We start from the raw sequence: 16,684 nt of genomic DNA on the forward strand, positions 1-16,684 counted from the left end.
GCCGAAGGTGCCGTTGGTGAATCCGAAGGAGACGTGTTGGCCTTGGGTGCCGGTGAATTTCCAGGCGCCGTTTTGGCCGGGTGAGTTGAGGGTGATCGTGGACTCCGGACCGCCCACCGTCACGTTCTTCGTCACGTCGCCGACATCCAGTTTCGCCGACAGGGAGCCGACCTTGCTCCCCTCCGGATTCAGCACGATCGTGTAGGTGCCGTCAACCGGAAGGCTCGCCGGAGCCAGCGAACACGAGGTGCCGCAGTACGCCGTGTTGACGAGTGTCGCCCCGTCGGGCTTCATGACCGAGACTCTGGCGTCGTACAGGCTGCCGAACGTGCCGCTGGTGAATCCGAACGAGACGCTCTGACCGGCGAGACCCGCGAAGGTCCACACTCCGTTCTGGCCCGGAACCGTTATCGCCAGCGGGACGGCGGGGCCGCCGACCGTCACTGTGGCGGAGGCGTCGGAGGGAATCTCCAGGACGCCTGCCGACAGTGAGCCGGTCAGGCCACCGGCAGGGTCGAAGACGATCGTGTACGTACCGCTGGCCGGGAGTTCCGTCACGTCGATGAAGCAGGAATCGTCGCAGTAGGTCGAATTGACGAGGTTCTTCCCGTCCGGTTTCCTGACCGAGACCTGGGCTTCGAGGATGCCGTCGAGGGTGCCTGCCGTGAACTTGAAAGACATGCGCTGTCCGGCGGTTCCGGCGAAGGTCCAGTTGCCGTTCTGCCCGGCGTCGACGGTGGTGAGCGGAACCGCGGTGCCGTTGGTCGGCACTTGCAGCGACACGTCGGCCGCAACCGTGGTGATCTTCGCGGTGAGCTTTCCGACGTAGGACCCGGTGGGGTTCAGGGCGACCGTGTACGTCCCGCTCACCGGCAGGGTGATCGTGTCGATGAAGCACTCGGCACCGCAGAACATCGAGCTCTTCAGCGTGGATCCGTCCGGCTTCTTGAGAGTGGCGTCCGCGTTGAGGCTGCCGAAGGTTCCGTCGGTGAAGGAGAGGAAGATACGCTGTCCGGCCGTTCCGGTGAAGGTCCAGGCGCCGTTCTGTCCTGGTGCCGTCAGGTTGAGGTCGACCGTCGCGCCTCCGATGGTGATCGGAACGGACAGGTCGACCGGGATGGTGGTGACGCTCACGGCGTAGGTGCCGCTCTCCTCACCCTGTGCCTGGATGTTCAACCGGTAGGTGCCGGCCGGCAGGTTGCGGACCTCCTTGTCGGAACAGTAGCCGTACGTGACCGCTGTGCCGCTCTGGTCGAGCAGTGTCCATTTGAAATCGCGGCATTCCCTGACGTCGACATAGATCGCGCCGGGTTGGTCGAGGGTGAACCGGTACTGATCCGCCGACACGACCGTCTCCAGGTTGCCCGCACCCGCTGCGGGCACACCGTTGGAGACGGAGAACGGCACGGAGGTCTGGAACTCCTGAGGGGGCACCACCGGCATGGTCAACCGTACGTTGTCGATGCCGAACCCCTGGTTCGAGAGCCCCGCGACGCCGGTGGCGTCGACGGTGAACTCGGCCTGGCTCTCCTTGTGGTCGAAGGGGACGTTCAGCCGGTACTTGGCGAAGGGCAGGCCGCCGGCGAGTGTTCCGGTGGCCGTCGGAGTGAGCTGACTGGGAGTGAACGTGACCGGATTTTTCCGGTCTGTTCTGACGGTCACCGTCTCGATGTCGCTGTCGGAAGCCCAGTCACCGATGGTGAGAAGGTCGAGTTCCAGGGTTCCGTTGATATGTGAGGGAAGCTGCTGGACGTAGAAACGGTAGGACTCCGTGCCGCCGAACGGGCCGGCGAAGACGCTTGTCGCCGGGTCCTGCGACACCCTGGCCGGCTGGAGGTTCTTGGCCATGGTGCCCGACTGGAAGTCGACGGACAGGCCACCCTGGGCGTCGAGGGTCGCGGTGAGCGGGTCAACGACGGTGGTCACCTGTTCGGCGGCCATGTCGGCGAAGCTGGCGTCCGAGGTCAGCGCGATGTCGAGGACGCAGGCGTCGAACACCGGACCGGGAGGAACGTCCTTCCCCTGGCAGTAGGCGCTCGCCGCGGAGATCTGTTCCGGTGTCAGATCATGGATGGTGACGATCTCGGAGGGGAAGGTCAGGTCGGTGTAGGTCGCGGTGCTCTTTCCCTGCGCGTAGGTGAACAGCGACTCCTCGTTGGTGATCCGCCAGGAGTCGGCGTACTGACCGTGGATGACCGTCGCGGAGGCGTTCGCCGGTAGCTGGGTGCCGTCGCGGAGTTTCAGGTCGTTTTTGGGGTCGCCGTCGGCGTTGCCCAGCAGTCCGACGAGGTCGCTGGGAGGCTCGTGTCCGAAGGCCAGCCCGGCGTGACAGCAACTGCCGTCCCACTGGAACACGCCCCCGTCCATACCGCCCCAGAAGACCATGTAGCTGTTCCCGTCGCGCAGGACGCCCGTGGTCTCGCCGAACTGCACCGCGTGGCCGCTCGCGAGTGTGCGCGGCTCGCCGTCGATGACAAGGTTGTCGCCGATCTCGACGACGTGGTCGTCGACCGCCACGGCCACCCGGTCGATGACCGACACGTTGTCGCGCCGCTCGGTGAACCGGGCGTGGATCCTGAGATCGTGGCTGTCGGACTCGGCCAGGACGAACTCACCGACGGACTGCATGTCGTACGCCAGCCGGTCCATGGTGATCAGGTGCGGCTCACCCCAGACCTTGGAGAACCTCAGGCCGCGAAGCCACTCCATGAAGTCGGTGTAGGTCTCCCATATCGTGTGCGCCTGGAGAACGGCCAGTGCGAACGCGGCCTGGGTGACGATGGTGATGACGCTGACGTCGTTGTCGGGCAGCGGGATCGGGTTCGGGACGGGCACCGGCCAGGGCTGCGGGACCGGGACGGGAAGCGGGTCGGGAACCGGGATGGGGAGAGGGTCGGGCAGGGGGTCGACCGGCTCGCCGGGCACCCTCTTCTTGCAGTTCTTCACCTCTTTCGCCAGCGTGATGAGCAGGAGGCCATCGCGTGGGGAGGTGACCGTGTACGCCTGGATCCGGTAGCCGTACTCGGTCCGGCTACATCCGAAGTTCACCCAGAACTGGTCGACGTAGTCGCGGAGGACGTTGCCGAGGCCGACGTTGGTCATGCCGCGGCTGGTCATCTCCCTGATCTGCTTCTTGACCTGGGTGTTCCAGTCGTTGGGCTTGTAGTTGGTCGCGACCTTCGCCTCGATGACCTGGACGAAAGGCTGCTGCTGGGGGGTGAGGGTGTGCTTGTAGTAGATGATGTCCGGCCTGGACTGCCCGAACGTCGTCTCCCACTGAAGGTCGGGGTGGATCCCCTCCCCCGAACCACCGGTGATCTTGGTGTTGAGGTAGGAGATGGCTCGCGCCTGACCGATGTACTCGATACCGGAATTCGTTTCCGGGCCGTTCTGGCCGCACTGGTTCTTCGAGTACATCTCCACCGGGCCGTTGAGTCTGCCGAGTAGACAGCCCGGACCCTTTGAAATTCGGGCCCTGGTGTTCGCGACCACTCCGTTCACGCAGCGTCTCTCACCCTGGGTATTCGGTACACTCCAATTCGTGTCGTTCGTGCACGCCGCCCCCGCGGCGTTTGCGGACTGTGCTTCCTTGAAAGGTCCCACGGGCACGAGCAGCCCGGCGACCAGCGATAACGCAACGACAATGACTTGTAAACCCTTGTGTCGCATGAGCTCCCCGTATGCGAGATGTGCGCAAGATGATCAGGCGCGATGCGATGTTAAGCTAAAAATGTCGTAAAAAAATAAGAAGTGTGATCCATGTCACATGGAATGCATTTCAAATTGGCGCACGAAGTTTGCGTGCGAAGAGTTTTCTGGTCACAGCGGAGAGTGATTTGGCGCGTTATCCTGCGGAATTCGCTCTCGATTCGCTGCCCGAGCGGCTTGTTCGCAGGGCGGCACTGCTCATCGAGACGGAGGGCGACCGGTCCGTAGTGCTCGACGCGGACCGGAACGAGTTCGCCCGCCTGCCGGAGTCGGCGGACGGAACGGTCGTCGGTTCCCTGTCGCACGACGGCACTCATCTGATACTGGTGGCGCGCTCCGGCAGCGGCGTGGGGGTGCGGGCTCTCGGCGGCGGCGAACCGCGATGGTTCGACGGCCCCGATCCCGAGTACGAGCACGACCGGCATGCGACGTCATCACCCGACGGCACGACCATCGCGGTTCTCAGCGGCGACGACGGAGACGAGCCGGGCACAGCGGTGGTGAGCCTGCTCGACCCCGCCTCCGGAGCGCGCCGCCGCCTCTGGTCGGCGGTCGGGGCGGCGAGTTGGGAGTGCGGGCTGTGCTGGTCACCGGACGGGCGGCTGCTCGCCGTGACCTACATGATCTGGGACGACGAACGCGACGACGACGCACTGTCGACCGTGGTCCTCGACCCCGCCACCGGACAGGTCCTGGCGTCCTACCCGATCGCCACGATCGCCGCAGCCACCTACGCCACCTGGGCGAATGACCACGAACTCCTTTACCGGCACGAATACGACGACGTGAACCGCCGTTTCGTGGCGGACCCGCGCACCGGGACGGTGTGGACCACGCCTGAGCTCACCGGCAGGCTCTGGGGGGTCGTCGGCGGACGTCATCTTCATGAGGTCGCCGCCTACGAGGAGCCGACCGCGTCACACAGCGCGTTCTACACCACGAACCTCGACGGGACGGCCCGGCGTTCGTTTTTCGGTTACCACCCCAAGACGAACGTCGGCCGGGTTCACCTCGCTCCCGGGGCGTTTCCCGACCTCGCGACCCGCTGAATTCGGCCGGTGTCAAAATGGGGCCGCTCGATGGGAAGGTGTGGGGTGGTCTGAACGAGGGATGCGCTCAGCGGCCTTCGCGGGCGAACCAGTCGACGGTCCTGCGCAGCCCCTCCTCCAGGCCGACGGCGGGGCGCCAGCCGAGGATCTCGGCGGCGAGGGCCGGGTCGGCGATCCTGGCGCTGTCCAGCGCCCTGTCGGCGAGCACGCCGTAGCGGGGCCGGGTCCGGCCGCCGACGATCTCGGAGAGGAGTTCCACGGTGTCGCGGATGGAGGTGCCCGTCCCGGTGCCGATGTCGAAGGCGCGGCCCGCCGCCTCCGGGGTCTCGCCCGCGGCGAGGAAGGCGTCGACCACGTCGTCGACGTACACCCAGTCGAGGTGGCGCGTCCCGCTGCCGAGCTCGGGCTCTCGCCCGCGCAGCAGTGCGAGTGCCACGTAGGGGACCAGCTTGTGGGTGTCCTGGCGGCCGGGGCCGTAGACCATGCCGATCCGCAGGTTGCTGACCTGGACGCCCCACAGGTGGTGGAACATCCGCGCGTAGCCGTCGGCGGCCCACTTGGACACCGCGTACGGCGAGGACGGTGCCTTGTCGCCCTCCTCCGGCCGGAGCTCCTCCAGCGAGCCCGCGAGCACCACCCTGGTCTCGGGGACGGCGGCGACCGCCGTCAGCAGGTTGACCACGCCGGTGAGGTTGCTGTGCAGCATCGGCAGCACGAGCTTCGGATCCCTCGCCCCGGCGACCTCGCTGGCGAGGTGGAACACGACGGCGGGGCGGGTCGATTCGACGAGCCACTCGACCTCGCCCGCGTCGGCGACGTCCGCGACGTGCCACGTCTCGCCGTACGCGCTCTCCCGCAGGCGGCGGCCGACCGCGTGCACCCGCGCGCCGAGCGCGCACAGGCGTCGCACCAGATGTGCCCCGATGAAGCCGGCGGCACCCGTCACCAGTACGGGCCTCGCCCGCCAGTATTCTTCCGCCACCGGGCCATCCATGCGTTTTTCTCCTGTTTTAGGGGGATTTGCCGCAGGTAAGCGGTAAGGCCCGCTCCGAAGAGCGGGCCTTACCGGGTGATGCCGTGTGTTCGTTTCGGATCAGCTGATGCGCCAGGTGTCCCCGCCGAGCAGCAGGTCGTTCAGGTCACCGGGACCCCGCGCGCCGACGGCCTCCTGGAGCTGCTCGGCCATGAGCTCGTCGTAGGAGGGGCGGTCGACGTTGCGGAAGACGCCGATCGGGACGTGCTCGAAGGCGGGCTCGTCCAGCCGGGAGAGCGCGAAGGCGAGCGAGGGGTCGGCGCGGTGGACGTCGTGCACGAGGATCTCCTCCTCGCTCACCGACGACCTCGGGACGACCTCGATGCCGCCGTCGGCCGCCCTGCGCACCGCCTTGGAGGCCGAGGCGATGGGCTGCCCGTGCTCCAGGCGCAGCGTGATGTCGTCGCGCTGCTCCGGGTCCTTCAGCTGCTCGAAGGCGTTGTCGTTGAAGATGTTGCAGTTCTGGTAGATCTCGACGAGCGAGGTGCCCCGGTGCTCGGCGGCCTCGCGCAGCACCGACTGGAGGTGCTTGCGGTCGGAGTCGATCGTCCTGGCGACGAAGGAGGCCTCGGCGCCGATGGCGAGCGAGATCGGGTTGAACGGCTTGTCCAGCGAACCCATCGGGGTCGACTTCGTGATCTTGCCGATCTCGGAGGTTGGGGAGTACTGGCCCTTGGTCAGACCGTAGATCCTGTTGTTGAACAGCAGGATGTTCAGGTTGACGTTGCGGCGCAGCGCGTGGATGAGGTGGTTGCCGCCGATGGACAGCGCGTCGCCGTCACCGGTGATCACCCACACCGACAGGTCGGGACGCGAGGCGGCCAGACCGGTCGCGATCGCCGGGGCGCGGCCGTGGATCGAGTGGAACCCGTAGGTGTCCATGTAGTAGGGAAACCGGGAGGAGCACCCGATGCCCGAGACGAACACCATGTTCTCGCGCTTGAGCCCGAGCTCGGGCACGAACGACTGGACCGCGGCGAGGATGGCGTAGTCACCGCATCCGGGGCACCAGCGGACCTCCTGGTCGGTCTTGAAGTCCTTCATGCCGAGTTTCACCTCGGACTTCGGGACGAGCGAGAGCGCACCGCCCCTCGAAGGGGTGGAGATCTCGGGCAACTCAGCACTACTCACTGTCGATCACGTCCTGGATCACGCCGGCGAGTTCCTCTGCCTTGAACGGAAGCCCGCGCACTCGGTTGTAGCTGATGATGTCGACCAGGAAGCGGGCGCGGAGCAGCAGCGCGAGCTGGCCGAGGTTGATCTCCGGCAGGAGGACCTTGTCGTACGCGCGCAGGACCTCGCCGGTGTTGGCGGGCAGCGGGTTGAGGTGCCGCAGGTGGGCCTGGGCGACCTTGCCCCCACCCCTCCTGATGCGCCGCACGGCCGCGGCGATCGGCCCGTACGTCGACCCCCAGCCGAGCACCAGCACGCGCGCGTCGCCTTCGGGGTCGTCCACGGTGAGCGGCGGGATGTCGTTGGCGATCCCGTCGATCTTCGCCTGGCGGACCCGGACCATCCGGTCGTGGTTGTCGGGGTCGTAGGAGATGTTGCCGGTGTTCTCGGCCTTCTCGATGCCGCCGATCCGGTGCTCAAGGCCCGCGGTGCCGGGGATCGCCCAGGGGCGGGCGAGGGTCTCGGCGTCGCGCTTGAACGGCAGGAAGGTGACGCCGTCCTCGGCGTTCGGCCCCGTGGCGAACTCGGTGGAGATGTCGGGAAGGTCGGCGGCGTCGGGCAGCTTCCACGGCTCGGAGCCGTTGGCGAGGTAGCCGTCGGAGAGCAGCATGACCGGGGTGCGGTACTTCACCGCGATCCGCACCGCCTCCACCGCCGCGTCGAAGCAGTCGGAGGGGGTCGAGGGCGCCACGATCGGCAGCGGCGACTCGCCGTTGCGGCCGTACATCGCCATCAGCAGGTCGGTCTGCTCGGTCTTGGTGGGCATGCCGGTGCTGGGACCCGCGCGCTGCACGTCGACCACGATGAGCGGCAGCTCGGTGGTCACCGCGAGGCCGACGGTCTCGGCCTTCAGCGCCACGCCCGGCCCCGAGGTCGTCGTGACGCCGAGCGCCCCGCCGAAGGCGGCGCCGAGCGCCGCGCCGACGCCCGCGATCTCGTCCTCGGCCTGGAAGGTGCGGATGCCGAACCGCTTGTGCTTGGACAGCTCGTGCAGGATGTCGCTGGCCGGGGTGATCGGGTACGAGCCGAGGAACAACGGCAGCCTCGACTGCACCGAACCGGCGATCAGACCGTAGGCGAGCGCCTGGTTGCCGGAGATGTTGCGGTACACGCCGGGGGCGAGCTTGGCCGGCTTGACCTCGTACGAGACCGAGAAGGACTCGGTGGTCTCGCCGTAGTTCCAGCCCGCCTGGAAGGCGGCGATGTTCGCCTTGGCGATGTCGGGCTTCTTGGCGAACTTGGTCTCCAGGAACTGGATCGTCGCCTCGGTGGGCCGGTGGTAGAGCCAGCTCAGCAGCCCGAGGGCGAACATGTTCTTCGACCGCTCGGCGTCCTTCTTGGACAGCGCGAAACCTTCGAGCGCCTTGACCGTGAGCGAGGTGAGCGGCACCGAGTGGACCCGCCACTCCGAAAGCGAGTCGTCCTCCAGGGGACTGACCGCGTAGCCGACCTTCTGCAGGTTGCGCTTGGTGAACTCGTCGGTGTTGGCGATGATGTCGGCGCCGCGCGGCAGGTCGGAGAGGTTGGCCTTCAGCGCGGCGGGGTTCATCGCGACCAGGACGTTGGGGGCGTCACCCGGCGTGAGGATGTCGTGGTCGGCGAAGTGGAGCTGGAAGCTCGACACACCCGGCAGGGTGCCTGCGGGGGCGCGGATCTCGGCGGGGAAGTTGGGCAGTGTCGACAGGTCGTTGCCGAACTCCGCGGTCCCGGCGGTGAAGCGGTCACCGGTCAGCTGCATGCCGTCGCCGGAGTCGCCCGCGAACCGGATGATCACGCGGTCGAGTTGCTGAACCTGCTTGGTCACAGCTCAGTCCTCCTCGACGCGACAGGGCGCCGTTGCTCGTGGCACATTCTTTTTTCCATGCTAGATCCTCGGGGTCACGCGTAGTCTTTTCGCGTTCCACTCGGCGGAGGAAAGTGACCTTTGTCCCATATCCTTAGTGCCGCTGAGTCGAATCTGAGTCGAAGCCTGGGCACGGACGTCGGTGTCGCGGCCGTCGTACGGTCTGCGTCGTACGGTCTACGGAGAAGTCGCGATCACGGACGGCCGGCCTGACACAGCCCGGCCGCGAGCCGACACAGGTCAACGTGCAGGCGGCCGAAGAGGACAGTTGGGATCACGATGCCCAACTATATGTCCCGTCGCGGAGACGCTCTCATCGCCTCCGGCTATGGCCCCATAGCCACAGGTTATGGCATGGATTGATTTTTCAGCACGTCCGACACGGTCCCGGAATCGTAGGTCCGGCCCGGTTCCATCGCGTGTGGGTCATACAGTTCCGGAACGGTGACAAAGGTATAACCCTTGGCGGCGATCTCGCGCAGGATCTCGGGGGTCGCGTCCACGGTCGCGTCGTGAACGTCGTGCATGAGGACGATCGATCCCGGCTTGATCCGGTCGACGGTCCGACGGGCGATCGCCCGGGGGTCGGGGTCGCGCCGGTCCTCGGCGTCCACGCTCCAGCGCACCACCGACATGCCCAGCCGGCGCGCGGTGGAGGTCACCCGCGCGTCGGCCGTGTCGTACGGCGGGCGCATCAGCGTGGGGACCTGGCCGATCGCCTGGGTGATCACGTACTGCGCGCGGGTGAGCTGGTCGGCGAGCAGCGCGGGGGGAAGCGCGGTGAGGTCGCGGTGGGACCAGCTGTGGTTGGCCACCAGATGGCCCTCGTCGCGCATCCGCCTGAGCAGCTCGGGACGCGCGGAGGCGTTGGAACCGAGGGCGAAGAAGGTCGCCCGCGCCCCGTGGGCGCCGAGGATGTTGAGCAGCCGCCCGGTCTCGGGGCCAGGCCCGTCCTCGTAGGTCAGCGCCACGCACCTGACCCGCGCGCAGTCCACCCCGCCCGCCTTGGAACTGTGCGCGGCGGGCCTGTCCCCGCGTGCCGCGAGCAGGTCCTCCTGTGAGGTGAGGGTCGCGGTCCCCACGGCCGCGTCCCGCGCCCGCAGCCCGGTCGCCGACAGCAGCGGCGCCGCGGTCGCGGACGGTACGGCGACCGCGACCCGGCCGGTCACGCCGAGGCTCACCTGCTCGTCGTCGAACTCCACGACGAGATCGCCGCGCGGGTTGAAACCGATGGAGTCGAACATCGCGGGGATCGGCTTGAGCGCGCTGGGATTCACCAGCGGACCCCGCAGCGCCAGCTCCTTCCTGACGAGCCCGGCGAGCGTCGCCAGTGTCGTGCCGTTCTTGAGCAGGTCGGGGGAGTCCAGGGCGCGCCTGCTCATCCGGTCGTACCAGACGGTGGTCCTGGACTCCCGCCAGCCGGAGCCCATGGACTGGCCGATGCGCAGCCGTACCCCCAGGACCTCGGGGGACGCGGCGGCGAGCTGCCAGTCCACGTTGAACTCGGGCCTGGGCAGGGCACCCCGGGAGACCTTGCGCCGGGTGAACCGGTCGAGGCTCTCGGCCACCGTCTCGCGGAGCTTCTCGGTGAGGAGGGGGGCATGGGAGATGGCGGGGTAGGTGGCGTGCACGCGCCGGCCCTTGCTCCCTTCCGGGGTCAGGCTTCTCGTGCTCAGGCCCTGGACCATGGAGGGGTCCACGTAATTGATCAGTGTCGGCTCTGAGGGGACGGGGGACTTCGCAGGGGGAGAGGCGGTGGCCACGCCGCAACCGGCCAGCATCGCGGCCATCCAAGCGATTCCTCCGATGAATCGCACTTTAGGCATAAAGTGACGTTATAGGGCCTAATGGAGTGTTTTGCTGTTGCTTGATGTGAAGTGGACAGAGGCTTTAGCCGTCGCGCGGCCGGTGGTTCCGCCGCGTGACGGGGAGGGCGAATACTGCTATAGGTAAGCGAAGAACCTCCGTGCGGCGGTGGGTCCCCGACCGGGTTCGTACGGTCGGTCTTGGACCGCTCTGTAGCGGTTCCGAGTGGTCGTGCGGCGGTTCCGAGGATTCGTGTGGCGATCCCGAGGAGGAGAGGACATGAGCGGATATTTCGGCTCATATGTGGTTGTCCTCGCCCTGTTCGCGATCGGTCTGCTGATCGTCGCCGGGGCGTTGCTCGTCAACCGAGGACTCCGGCCCAACCGCCCCACCCCGGAGAAACTGCTCACCTACGAGTGCGGCGTCGATCCGGTCGGCGACGGGTGGGCGCAGTCCCAGATCCGCTACTACGTGTTCACCTACCTGTACGTGGTCTTCGCGGTGGACGCGGTCTTCCTGTTCCCCTGGGCGACGATCTTCGCCAAGCCCGGCTTCGGGACGACCACCCTGGCCGAGATGTTCGTCTTCCTCGGCTTCATCGCGCTCGGCATCCTTTACGCCTGGCGCAAGCGCGTGCTCACCTGGACCTGAGGGCCCGTGAGACCGGGCGAGCGCGAGCACCGACTCTGAAGGAGAATGCGTGCCATGGCGGATCTCCCGATGCCCACCGTGGGGCCAGTCTCGCGTCTGGCCCCCAAGCCCATGCGCTTCATCCTCAACTGGGGGCGCCGTTACTCACTGTGGGCGTTCAACTTCGGTCTCGCCTGCTGCGCGATCGAGTTCATCGCGACCTCGATGAGCAGGCACGACTTCATCAGGTTCGGGGTCATCCCGTTCGCGAACGGTCCCCGGCAGGCGGATCTGATGATCGTCTCGGGCACGGTGACCGACAAGATGGCCCCCGCGGTCAAGCGGCTCTACGAGCAGATGCCCGACCCGAAGTACGTGATCTCCTTCGGAGCCTGTTCCAACTCCGGCGGCCCGTACTGGGACTCCTACTGCGTGACCAAGGGGGTCGACCAGATCATCCCGGTCGACGTCTACGTCCCCGGCTGCCCTCCCCGGCCCGAGGCGCTGCTCCACGGCATCATGATGCTCCAGGAGAAGATCGCCGCGGAGAACCTGAGTGATCGCTATGCCTGACCTCCCCGAGTCCCCGACCCCCGCCACCCCCGGCTCCGAGCCCGGCTCCGAGCCCGGTTCCGTATCCGGCTCCGGGCCCGCCCCCAAACCCGCGCCCGGTTCCATGTCCGGTTCCGCGCTCGGTTTCGCGTACGGCGAGGGCGCCCGGGTGTCGGAGTCCTTCGGCCAGATCACCGTCGACGTGGACCCCGACGGCTGGCTCGGCCTGCTGGAGTCCGCGAGGGCCGAGGGCTACGAGTTCTTCGACTGGCTCACCGCGGTGGACGAGCCGCCGGACGCCTTCGCGGTCGTCGCCCACCTCTTCGCCCCCGTCTCGCGCGCCCACCTGCTGCTGCGCACCCGGGTTTCACGCGCCGACCCCCGGCTGCCCAGCGCGGTCGGCGTCTTCCGCGGAGCCGACTGGCACGAGCGCGAGACCTTCGAGATGTTCGGCGTCGTCTTCGAGGGCCACCCGAACCTGGTGCCGCTGCTGCTCCCCGAGGGCTTCGAGGGCTTCCCGCTGCGCAAGGACTTCGTACTGGCCGCCCGGGTCGCCAAGGCGTGGCCGGGTGCCAAGGAGCCGGGAGAGTCCGGCCACGGCTCGCCGAGCCGTCGCAAGACGCTCCCGCCGGGGGTGCCCGCCGACTGGGGGCGCGAGCGTGACGACTGAGACACTCCGCAGGCCGTCTCGCACCCGCGAGACACCGCGCGTGCCGCGCGACGGATCGGCCAGGCTGTTGTCATGCGACGGCCCTGCCCGGCCGTCTCGCGCTCCCGGGATACCGCGCATGCCGCGCGGAGGGGCGGCCGATCCGTTGTCGTGCGACGGGCCCGCCCGGCCGTCTCGCGCCCGCGCGACCCGCGTGATCCGTGGTGGCCGGGGAGTCTCCCCGAGGGACCGGAGGTGCCCGTGATCGCCGAGGTGCTCGACGTCGTGGTACGGCTCGTCGTGATCGTCGCGGTCTTCCTGGTGCTGCCGCTGGTCGCCGGGCAGATGGAGCACAAGGTGATGGCGCACATGCAGGCGCGCCTCGGCCCCATGTACGCCGGGGGCTTCCACGGCTGGGCCCAGCTGATCGCCGACGGGGTCAAGTTCATGCAGAAGGAGCAGGTGATCCCGGTCGCGGCCGACCGCCGGGTCTTCACCCTCGCCCCCGGCGTGGCACTGGTCCCCTATCTCCTCGCGATGGTCGTCATCCCGATCGGACCCGGGCTGGTCGGGGTCGACCTGGACGCCGGGCTGTTCTTCGTCCTCGCCGTCATGGGGGTCGGCGTGCTCGGTTCGATCATGGCGGGATGGTCCTCGGGCAACAAGTACTCCGCCCTGGGCGGGATGCGCTCGGCCGCGCAGCTCATGGCGTACGAGCTGCCGCTGGTCCTCGCGGCCTCCAGCGTCGCGATGGCGGCGGGCACGCTCTCCCTGCCGGGCATCGTGGAGGCCTGGCAGTGGTGGTGGCTGCCCTGGCAGGCGATCGGCGGCGTCGTCTTCTTCGTCGCGGGGCTCGCCGAGCTGCGCCGTCCGCCGTTCGACATGCCGATCGCCGACTCCGAGCTCATCATGGGCCCGATGACCGAGTACACCGGCATGAGGTTCGCCCTGTTCATGCTGTCCGAGTACGCCGGGATCATCGTGGTGTCCGCGCTCACCAGCGTGCTCTTCCTCGGCGGCTGGCACGGACCCTTCCTGCCGGGGCCGGTGTGGATGCTCCTCAAGGTCTTCCTGCTGGTCTTCGTGATCATCTGGCTCCGGGTGAGCTATCCCCGACTCCGTGAGGACCAGCTGCAGAAGCTCGCCTGGGTCGTCCTGGTGCCGCTGGCGCTCGTCCAGCTCGCACTGACGGGAATCGTCGCTATCGCCATAGGATGAACCTTTTCGTCCCATTCACCCGAGCTTTTCCGTGCCGTCCGGGGCGTTTTACCGGATGATCTGACGTTCGAAGTCTCCTCACAGGGCAGGGAGTTACACTCTGTGACACCACCTGCCAAGGACGGAATGCATGACCCTCGCGCTCGCCGTGGACAAGGATGAACTGGTCGTCGATGTGCCGGAACATTCGCCGGTGCGGCTGCCGCTCACCGGGGAGGGCCGGGCGAGCACACTGCTGATCTTCGGATATCCCGGCAGGGGCAGGACGAGATACGGCCTGGCGATACTCGACGAGTCCGGCCTGGTCATGCTGGAGGCCCCGGGCTCCCGGTCGAGGAGGGCGGTGGAGACGTTCGCCGCGGACAACGGGCTGGAGTTCGAACTCAGGGCGTTCGACACCCCGCAGCAGGCCAGGGTCGCGCTCGCCCGCCGGTCGCCGAGATGGCGCGCGGTGACCTGGCGCCGGGCGCCCGCGCCCCTGCCGCGCCTGCGCGTGCCCGGCGTGAGAAGCCTCAGACCGCCGCTGAGCTCGCCGAAGGTGTGGTGGCGCGAGCAACTGCTGTACGTGCTCATGTGGGCGGTGCTCGCCTACGGTGCGGTCTTCGTGACGCTCGTGCTCCTCAACCTGACCGAGACCCGGGCCGACGTAACCCGGGGGATGGGGCCGCTCGGGGTCGCCGCCCTCGTACTGGCCGCGCTGACGGTCGTCGGGGCCGTCGTCGTGGTCGGGGTCGGCCGTCGCAGGTCCCGCAACCAGACCGCCCAGGGACGCGTGCTCAGGCGCGAGGGCCAGCCGCACTGCCGCCTGGTGGCCGTTCACGGCCGCCTGCTGCTGGAGACCGCGCGCAGGACCCGCGAGCTTGAGGCGTCCGAACTCCTGCTGTACTCGGTGGAGACAGGGGAGACCGGCCTGCTGGTGGGCGGGGGGCTGTTCCACCTGCCGGGACGCTGGGACGAGACGCAGGTCGAGCGCTTCGCCACGGGAAACGGCCTGGAGCTCACGATCCGCAGGCTGACGCGCGAGGAGTATCTGGACCTGACGGCGCGGGCGAAGGACGCGGTTCCCTAGAACGCCGATCAGGTAAGGAAACAGGCGATGTCCGGCCATCGGTGAACCGCGGGTCGCAACGGATCGGTCTGGCCGCATCCGATGTCGATCAATGCTTTGCGCGGTCATCTGACCGGCTCTCCGGAGCCGAGCTCGGCGGGGTTTCCCCGGCACGGTCTCCCGGGGACGGCCTTTCCGGTGGCCACCTCTCCGGCACGGTCCCCGAGAGGCGGTCTTCCCGGTGCCTCGGCCCGGTCTCCGAGAGACGGTCGGTGCCCCGGCCCGGTCTTCCGGGGACGGTTCTCCCGGGCGCCGCCTTCCCGGCACGATCCTCCGGGCGCGGTTCTCCGCGCCCGGCTCGGTGCGGGCCCCGGTGGTCGCGGTCCCCTACTGCACGATCCGCAGCATGATGTCGGAGGCCGTGGGCCGGTTGCCCGGCTCCTTGTCCAGGCAGGCGGCGGCGAGCGGGCGCAGCGACTGGGGCAGGGCTGTCAGGTCCGGATGATGGTTGATCACCCGGTTCAGGATGGCGGGGATGGTGTCCTCCCCGAAGGCGGCCTTTCCCGAGGCGGCGAAGATCATGGTCGCGGCCCAGCTGAACACGTCGGTCTCCGGGCCGATCGTCCGGCCCGCGAGCTGCTCGGGCGACATGTAGGCGGGGGTGCCCATGATGTTGCCCGACGTCGAGGTGACCTGGTCGAGGGCTCGGGCGATACCGAAGTCGATGACGCGGGGGCCGTCGGCGCCGATCAGCACGTTGGCCGGCTTGAAGTCCCGGTGCACCACGCCGGCCCGGTGGATCGCGGCGAGCGCGCCCGCGGTGGCGAGGGCGAGCCGGGTCAGGCCGTCCTCGTCGCGCGGACCCTTGTCGCGGACCAGCTGCTCCAGGGAGTCGCCCTCCACGTACTCGCTGACGACGTACGCCTGGTCCTCGTTGATGTTCACGTCGAGCACCCGCGCCGTGGAGAACGTCGCCACCCTGCGCGTCGCCTCCACCTCCCGCAGGAACCGCTCCCTCACCACCTGGTTGCCGGTGAAGTGCTCGTGCAGCACCTTGATCGCGACTTTCTGTCCCTGCGGGGTCAGCGCGAGGTGAACCGTTCCCTGGCCGCCCTTCCCCAGGTGGCCGATGAGCCGGTACGGCCCCAGCCAGCCCTGAGGGGCGGGGGTGTTCCGGTTCTGCGCGGGGTAGGTGGGCCCGGCCTGGGCGAAGGGGGTGTTCGGGTTCTGGGAGGTGTGGGTGGGCTGCCCCTGTACGAAGGGGACGTGTGGGCTCTGGGAGGCGTGGGTGGACTGGCCCTGCGCGAAGCGGTCCCGGGGGGTGTGCGCGGGCCCGCCCTGCGCGAAGCGGTCCTGGGAGGTGTGGGTGGGCTGGCCGTGGACGAAGTGCCCCTGGGCGGGCTGGGGCGGCGCATACCGGGGCGGCCGGTCGTCATGACGGGGTTGTGGCTGCGGCCGGTATCCGCCGTGGTGCTGCGGCGGCTCGGGAAGTCGCGGCTGCGGCCGTTGCGCGGGCGGATGCAGCATCGAGACCTCGGTGGGGCCCGTCTGGTACGACGGCGGCCGGGGCGGCCGCTGGACGTGGCCGTACCCGGGAGACGACGGCCCCGGATGGAACGCGGGGGAGGGTCCCTGCGCGAAGACCGACCCCCTGAGGATCAGCGCGTGGCCCAGCCCGCCGAGCCAGCTGCCGACGAGACCGATCGTCGCGACGGTGTCCAGCACGATCGGTATGTCGTCGGAACTCCCGTAGATGGCCGCGGCGGTCACAAAGATGCCGACGCCGAGGCCGTAGAAGGCGGCGGCGAAGGCCAGTAACGGGCTCCGCAGCTTGCGCGCGGCGTGGCCGATGATGAAAGGCGTCCCGATGCCGCAGGTCAGCAGGGGTACCAGCGTCCACACGACGCTCCACGCCGTGTTGGATCGTGCCGGTGGTTGCGACTGCCAGGCCGGCCCGTACTGGTGGGACATGGGG

13 protein-coding genes are annotated in these 16,684 nt (G+C 68.3%); 6 read left to right on the top strand and 7 right to left on the bottom strand.

The features are described from left to right. Positions 1-3,417: VWD domain-containing protein (locus tag AB0B90_RS20230; RefSeq protein WP_362924003.1), on the bottom strand; the 3,417-nt coding region annotated here is incomplete at its 3' end. A gap of 419 nt (positions 3,418-3,836) precedes the next feature. Between AB0B90_RS20230 and AB0B90_RS20235 the strand changes: the two genes are divergently transcribed. Next, positions 3,837-4,757: a hypothetical protein gene (locus tag AB0B90_RS20235; protein WP_350942802.1), complete on the top strand. Its 921-nt coding sequence runs from the start codon at positions 3,837-3,839 to the stop codon at positions 4,755-4,757. Between the two features lie 67 nt (positions 4,758-4,824). Here the strand turns inward: AB0B90_RS20235 and AB0B90_RS20240 are convergent, their stop codons facing one another. The 5 genes from AB0B90_RS20240 to AB0B90_RS20260 all read right to left on the bottom strand — a co-directional run bounded on the left by AB0B90_RS20240 (position 4,825) and on the right by AB0B90_RS20260 (position 10,596). Then, a complete protein-coding gene (locus AB0B90_RS20240) occupies positions 4,825-5,751 on the bottom strand; it encodes an NAD-dependent epimerase/dehydratase family protein (RefSeq protein ID WP_350942804.1) in 927 nt (308 codons plus the stop codon). 99 nt (positions 5,752-5,850) lie between these two features. Further along, a complete protein-coding gene (locus AB0B90_RS20245) occupies positions 5,851-6,921 on the bottom strand; it encodes a 2-oxoacid:ferredoxin oxidoreductase subunit beta (RefSeq protein ID WP_362924006.1) in 1,071 nt (356 codons plus the stop codon). After that, complete coding sequence (locus AB0B90_RS20250; RefSeq protein ID WP_350942808.1) at positions 6,914-8,767, bottom strand: 2-oxoacid:acceptor oxidoreductase subunit alpha; 1,854 nt, start codon at positions 8,765-8,767, stop codon at positions 6,914-6,916. The genes AB0B90_RS20245 and AB0B90_RS20250 overlap by 8 nt, the downstream gene beginning before the upstream one ends. A gap of 233 nt (positions 8,768-9,000) precedes the next feature. Continuing rightward, positions 9,001-9,084: a putative leader peptide gene (locus AB0B90_RS20255; RefSeq protein ID WP_350943552.1), complete on the bottom strand. Its 84-nt coding sequence runs from the start codon at positions 9,082-9,084 to the stop codon at positions 9,001-9,003. Between the two features lie 69 nt (positions 9,085-9,153). Next, positions 9,154-10,596, bottom strand: a complete 1,443-nt coding sequence (locus AB0B90_RS20260; protein ID WP_362924008.1) for a polysaccharide deacetylase family protein — start codon at positions 10,594-10,596, stop codon at positions 9,154-9,156. Positions 10,597-10,891: 295 nt separating this feature from the next. On the opposite strand from AB0B90_RS20260, the gene ndhC reads away from it, so the two are divergent. From ndhC to AB0B90_RS20285, 5 genes are all read left to right on the top strand, one after another. Continuing rightward, on the top strand, positions 10,892-11,263 hold the full coding sequence (gene ndhC, locus AB0B90_RS20265) for an NADH-quinone oxidoreductase subunit A (protein WP_362896726.1): 372 nt from the start codon (positions 10,892-10,894) through the stop codon (positions 11,261-11,263). 111 nt (positions 11,264-11,374) lie between these two features. Beyond that, positions 11,375-11,815, top strand: a complete 441-nt coding sequence (locus AB0B90_RS20270; RefSeq protein WP_350943554.1) for an NADH-quinone oxidoreductase subunit B family protein — start codon at positions 11,375-11,377, stop codon at positions 11,813-11,815. Beyond that, entirely contained in the window at positions 11,808-12,464 is a 657-nt protein-coding gene (locus AB0B90_RS20275; RefSeq protein ID WP_362924201.1) for an NADH-quinone oxidoreductase subunit C, read from the top strand. The genes AB0B90_RS20270 and AB0B90_RS20275 overlap by 8 nt, the downstream gene beginning before the upstream one ends. A gap of 243 nt (positions 12,465-12,707) precedes the next feature. Next, positions 12,708-13,661 (top strand): NADH-quinone oxidoreductase subunit NuoH, encoded by a 954-nt coding sequence (gene nuoH, locus AB0B90_RS20280; protein WP_350943557.1) that lies wholly within the window; start codon positions 12,708-12,710, stop codon positions 13,659-13,661. A gap of 130 nt (positions 13,662-13,791) precedes the next feature. Next, positions 13,792-14,730: a hypothetical protein gene (locus AB0B90_RS20285; RefSeq protein ID WP_350942811.1), complete on the top strand. Its 939-nt coding sequence runs from the start codon at positions 13,792-13,794 to the stop codon at positions 14,728-14,730. A 366-nt stretch (positions 14,731-15,096) separates the two neighbouring features. On the opposite strand, the gene AB0B90_RS20290 is transcribed toward AB0B90_RS20285, so the two are convergent. Further along, positions 15,097-16,680: a protein kinase gene (locus AB0B90_RS20290; RefSeq protein WP_362924010.1), complete on the bottom strand. Its 1,584-nt coding sequence runs from the start codon at positions 16,678-16,680 to the stop codon at positions 15,097-15,099. Positions 16,681-16,684 lie beyond the last annotated feature (4 nt).

The organism is Streptosporangium sp. NPDC049078 (assembly GCF_040648855.1).
Taxonomy (GTDB): Bacteria; Actinomycetota; Actinomycetes; order Streptosporangiales; family Streptosporangiaceae; genus Streptosporangium.

Bases quoted from the DNA above. Each gene is read 5' to 3' on its own strand.
- AB0B90_RS20240 (WP_350942804.1), bottom strand. From the start codon at position 5,751: ATGGATGGCCCGGTGGCGGAAGAATACTGGCGGGCGAGGCCCGTACTG.
- AB0B90_RS20260 (WP_362924008.1), bottom strand. From the start codon at position 10,596: ATGGCCGCGATGCTGGCCGGTTGCGGCGTGGCCACCGCCTCTCCCCCT.
- ndhC (WP_362896726.1), top strand. From the start codon at position 10,892: ATGAGCGGATATTTCGGCTCATATGTGGTTGTCCTCGCCCTGTTCGCG.
- AB0B90_RS20270 (WP_350943554.1), top strand. From the start codon at position 11,375: ATGCGCTTCATCCTCAACTGGGGGCGCCGTTACTCACTGTGGGCGTTC.
- AB0B90_RS20275 (WP_362924201.1), top strand. From the start codon at position 11,808: ATGCCTGACCTCCCCGAGTCCCCGACCCCCGCCACCCCCGGCTCCGAG.
- AB0B90_RS20285 (WP_350942811.1), top strand. From the start codon at position 13,792: ATGACCCTCGCGCTCGCCGTGGACAAGGATGAACTGGTCGTCGATGTG.
- AB0B90_RS20290 (WP_362924010.1), bottom strand. From the start codon at position 16,680: ATGTCCCACCAGTACGGGCCGGCCTGGCAGTCGCAACCACCGGCACGA.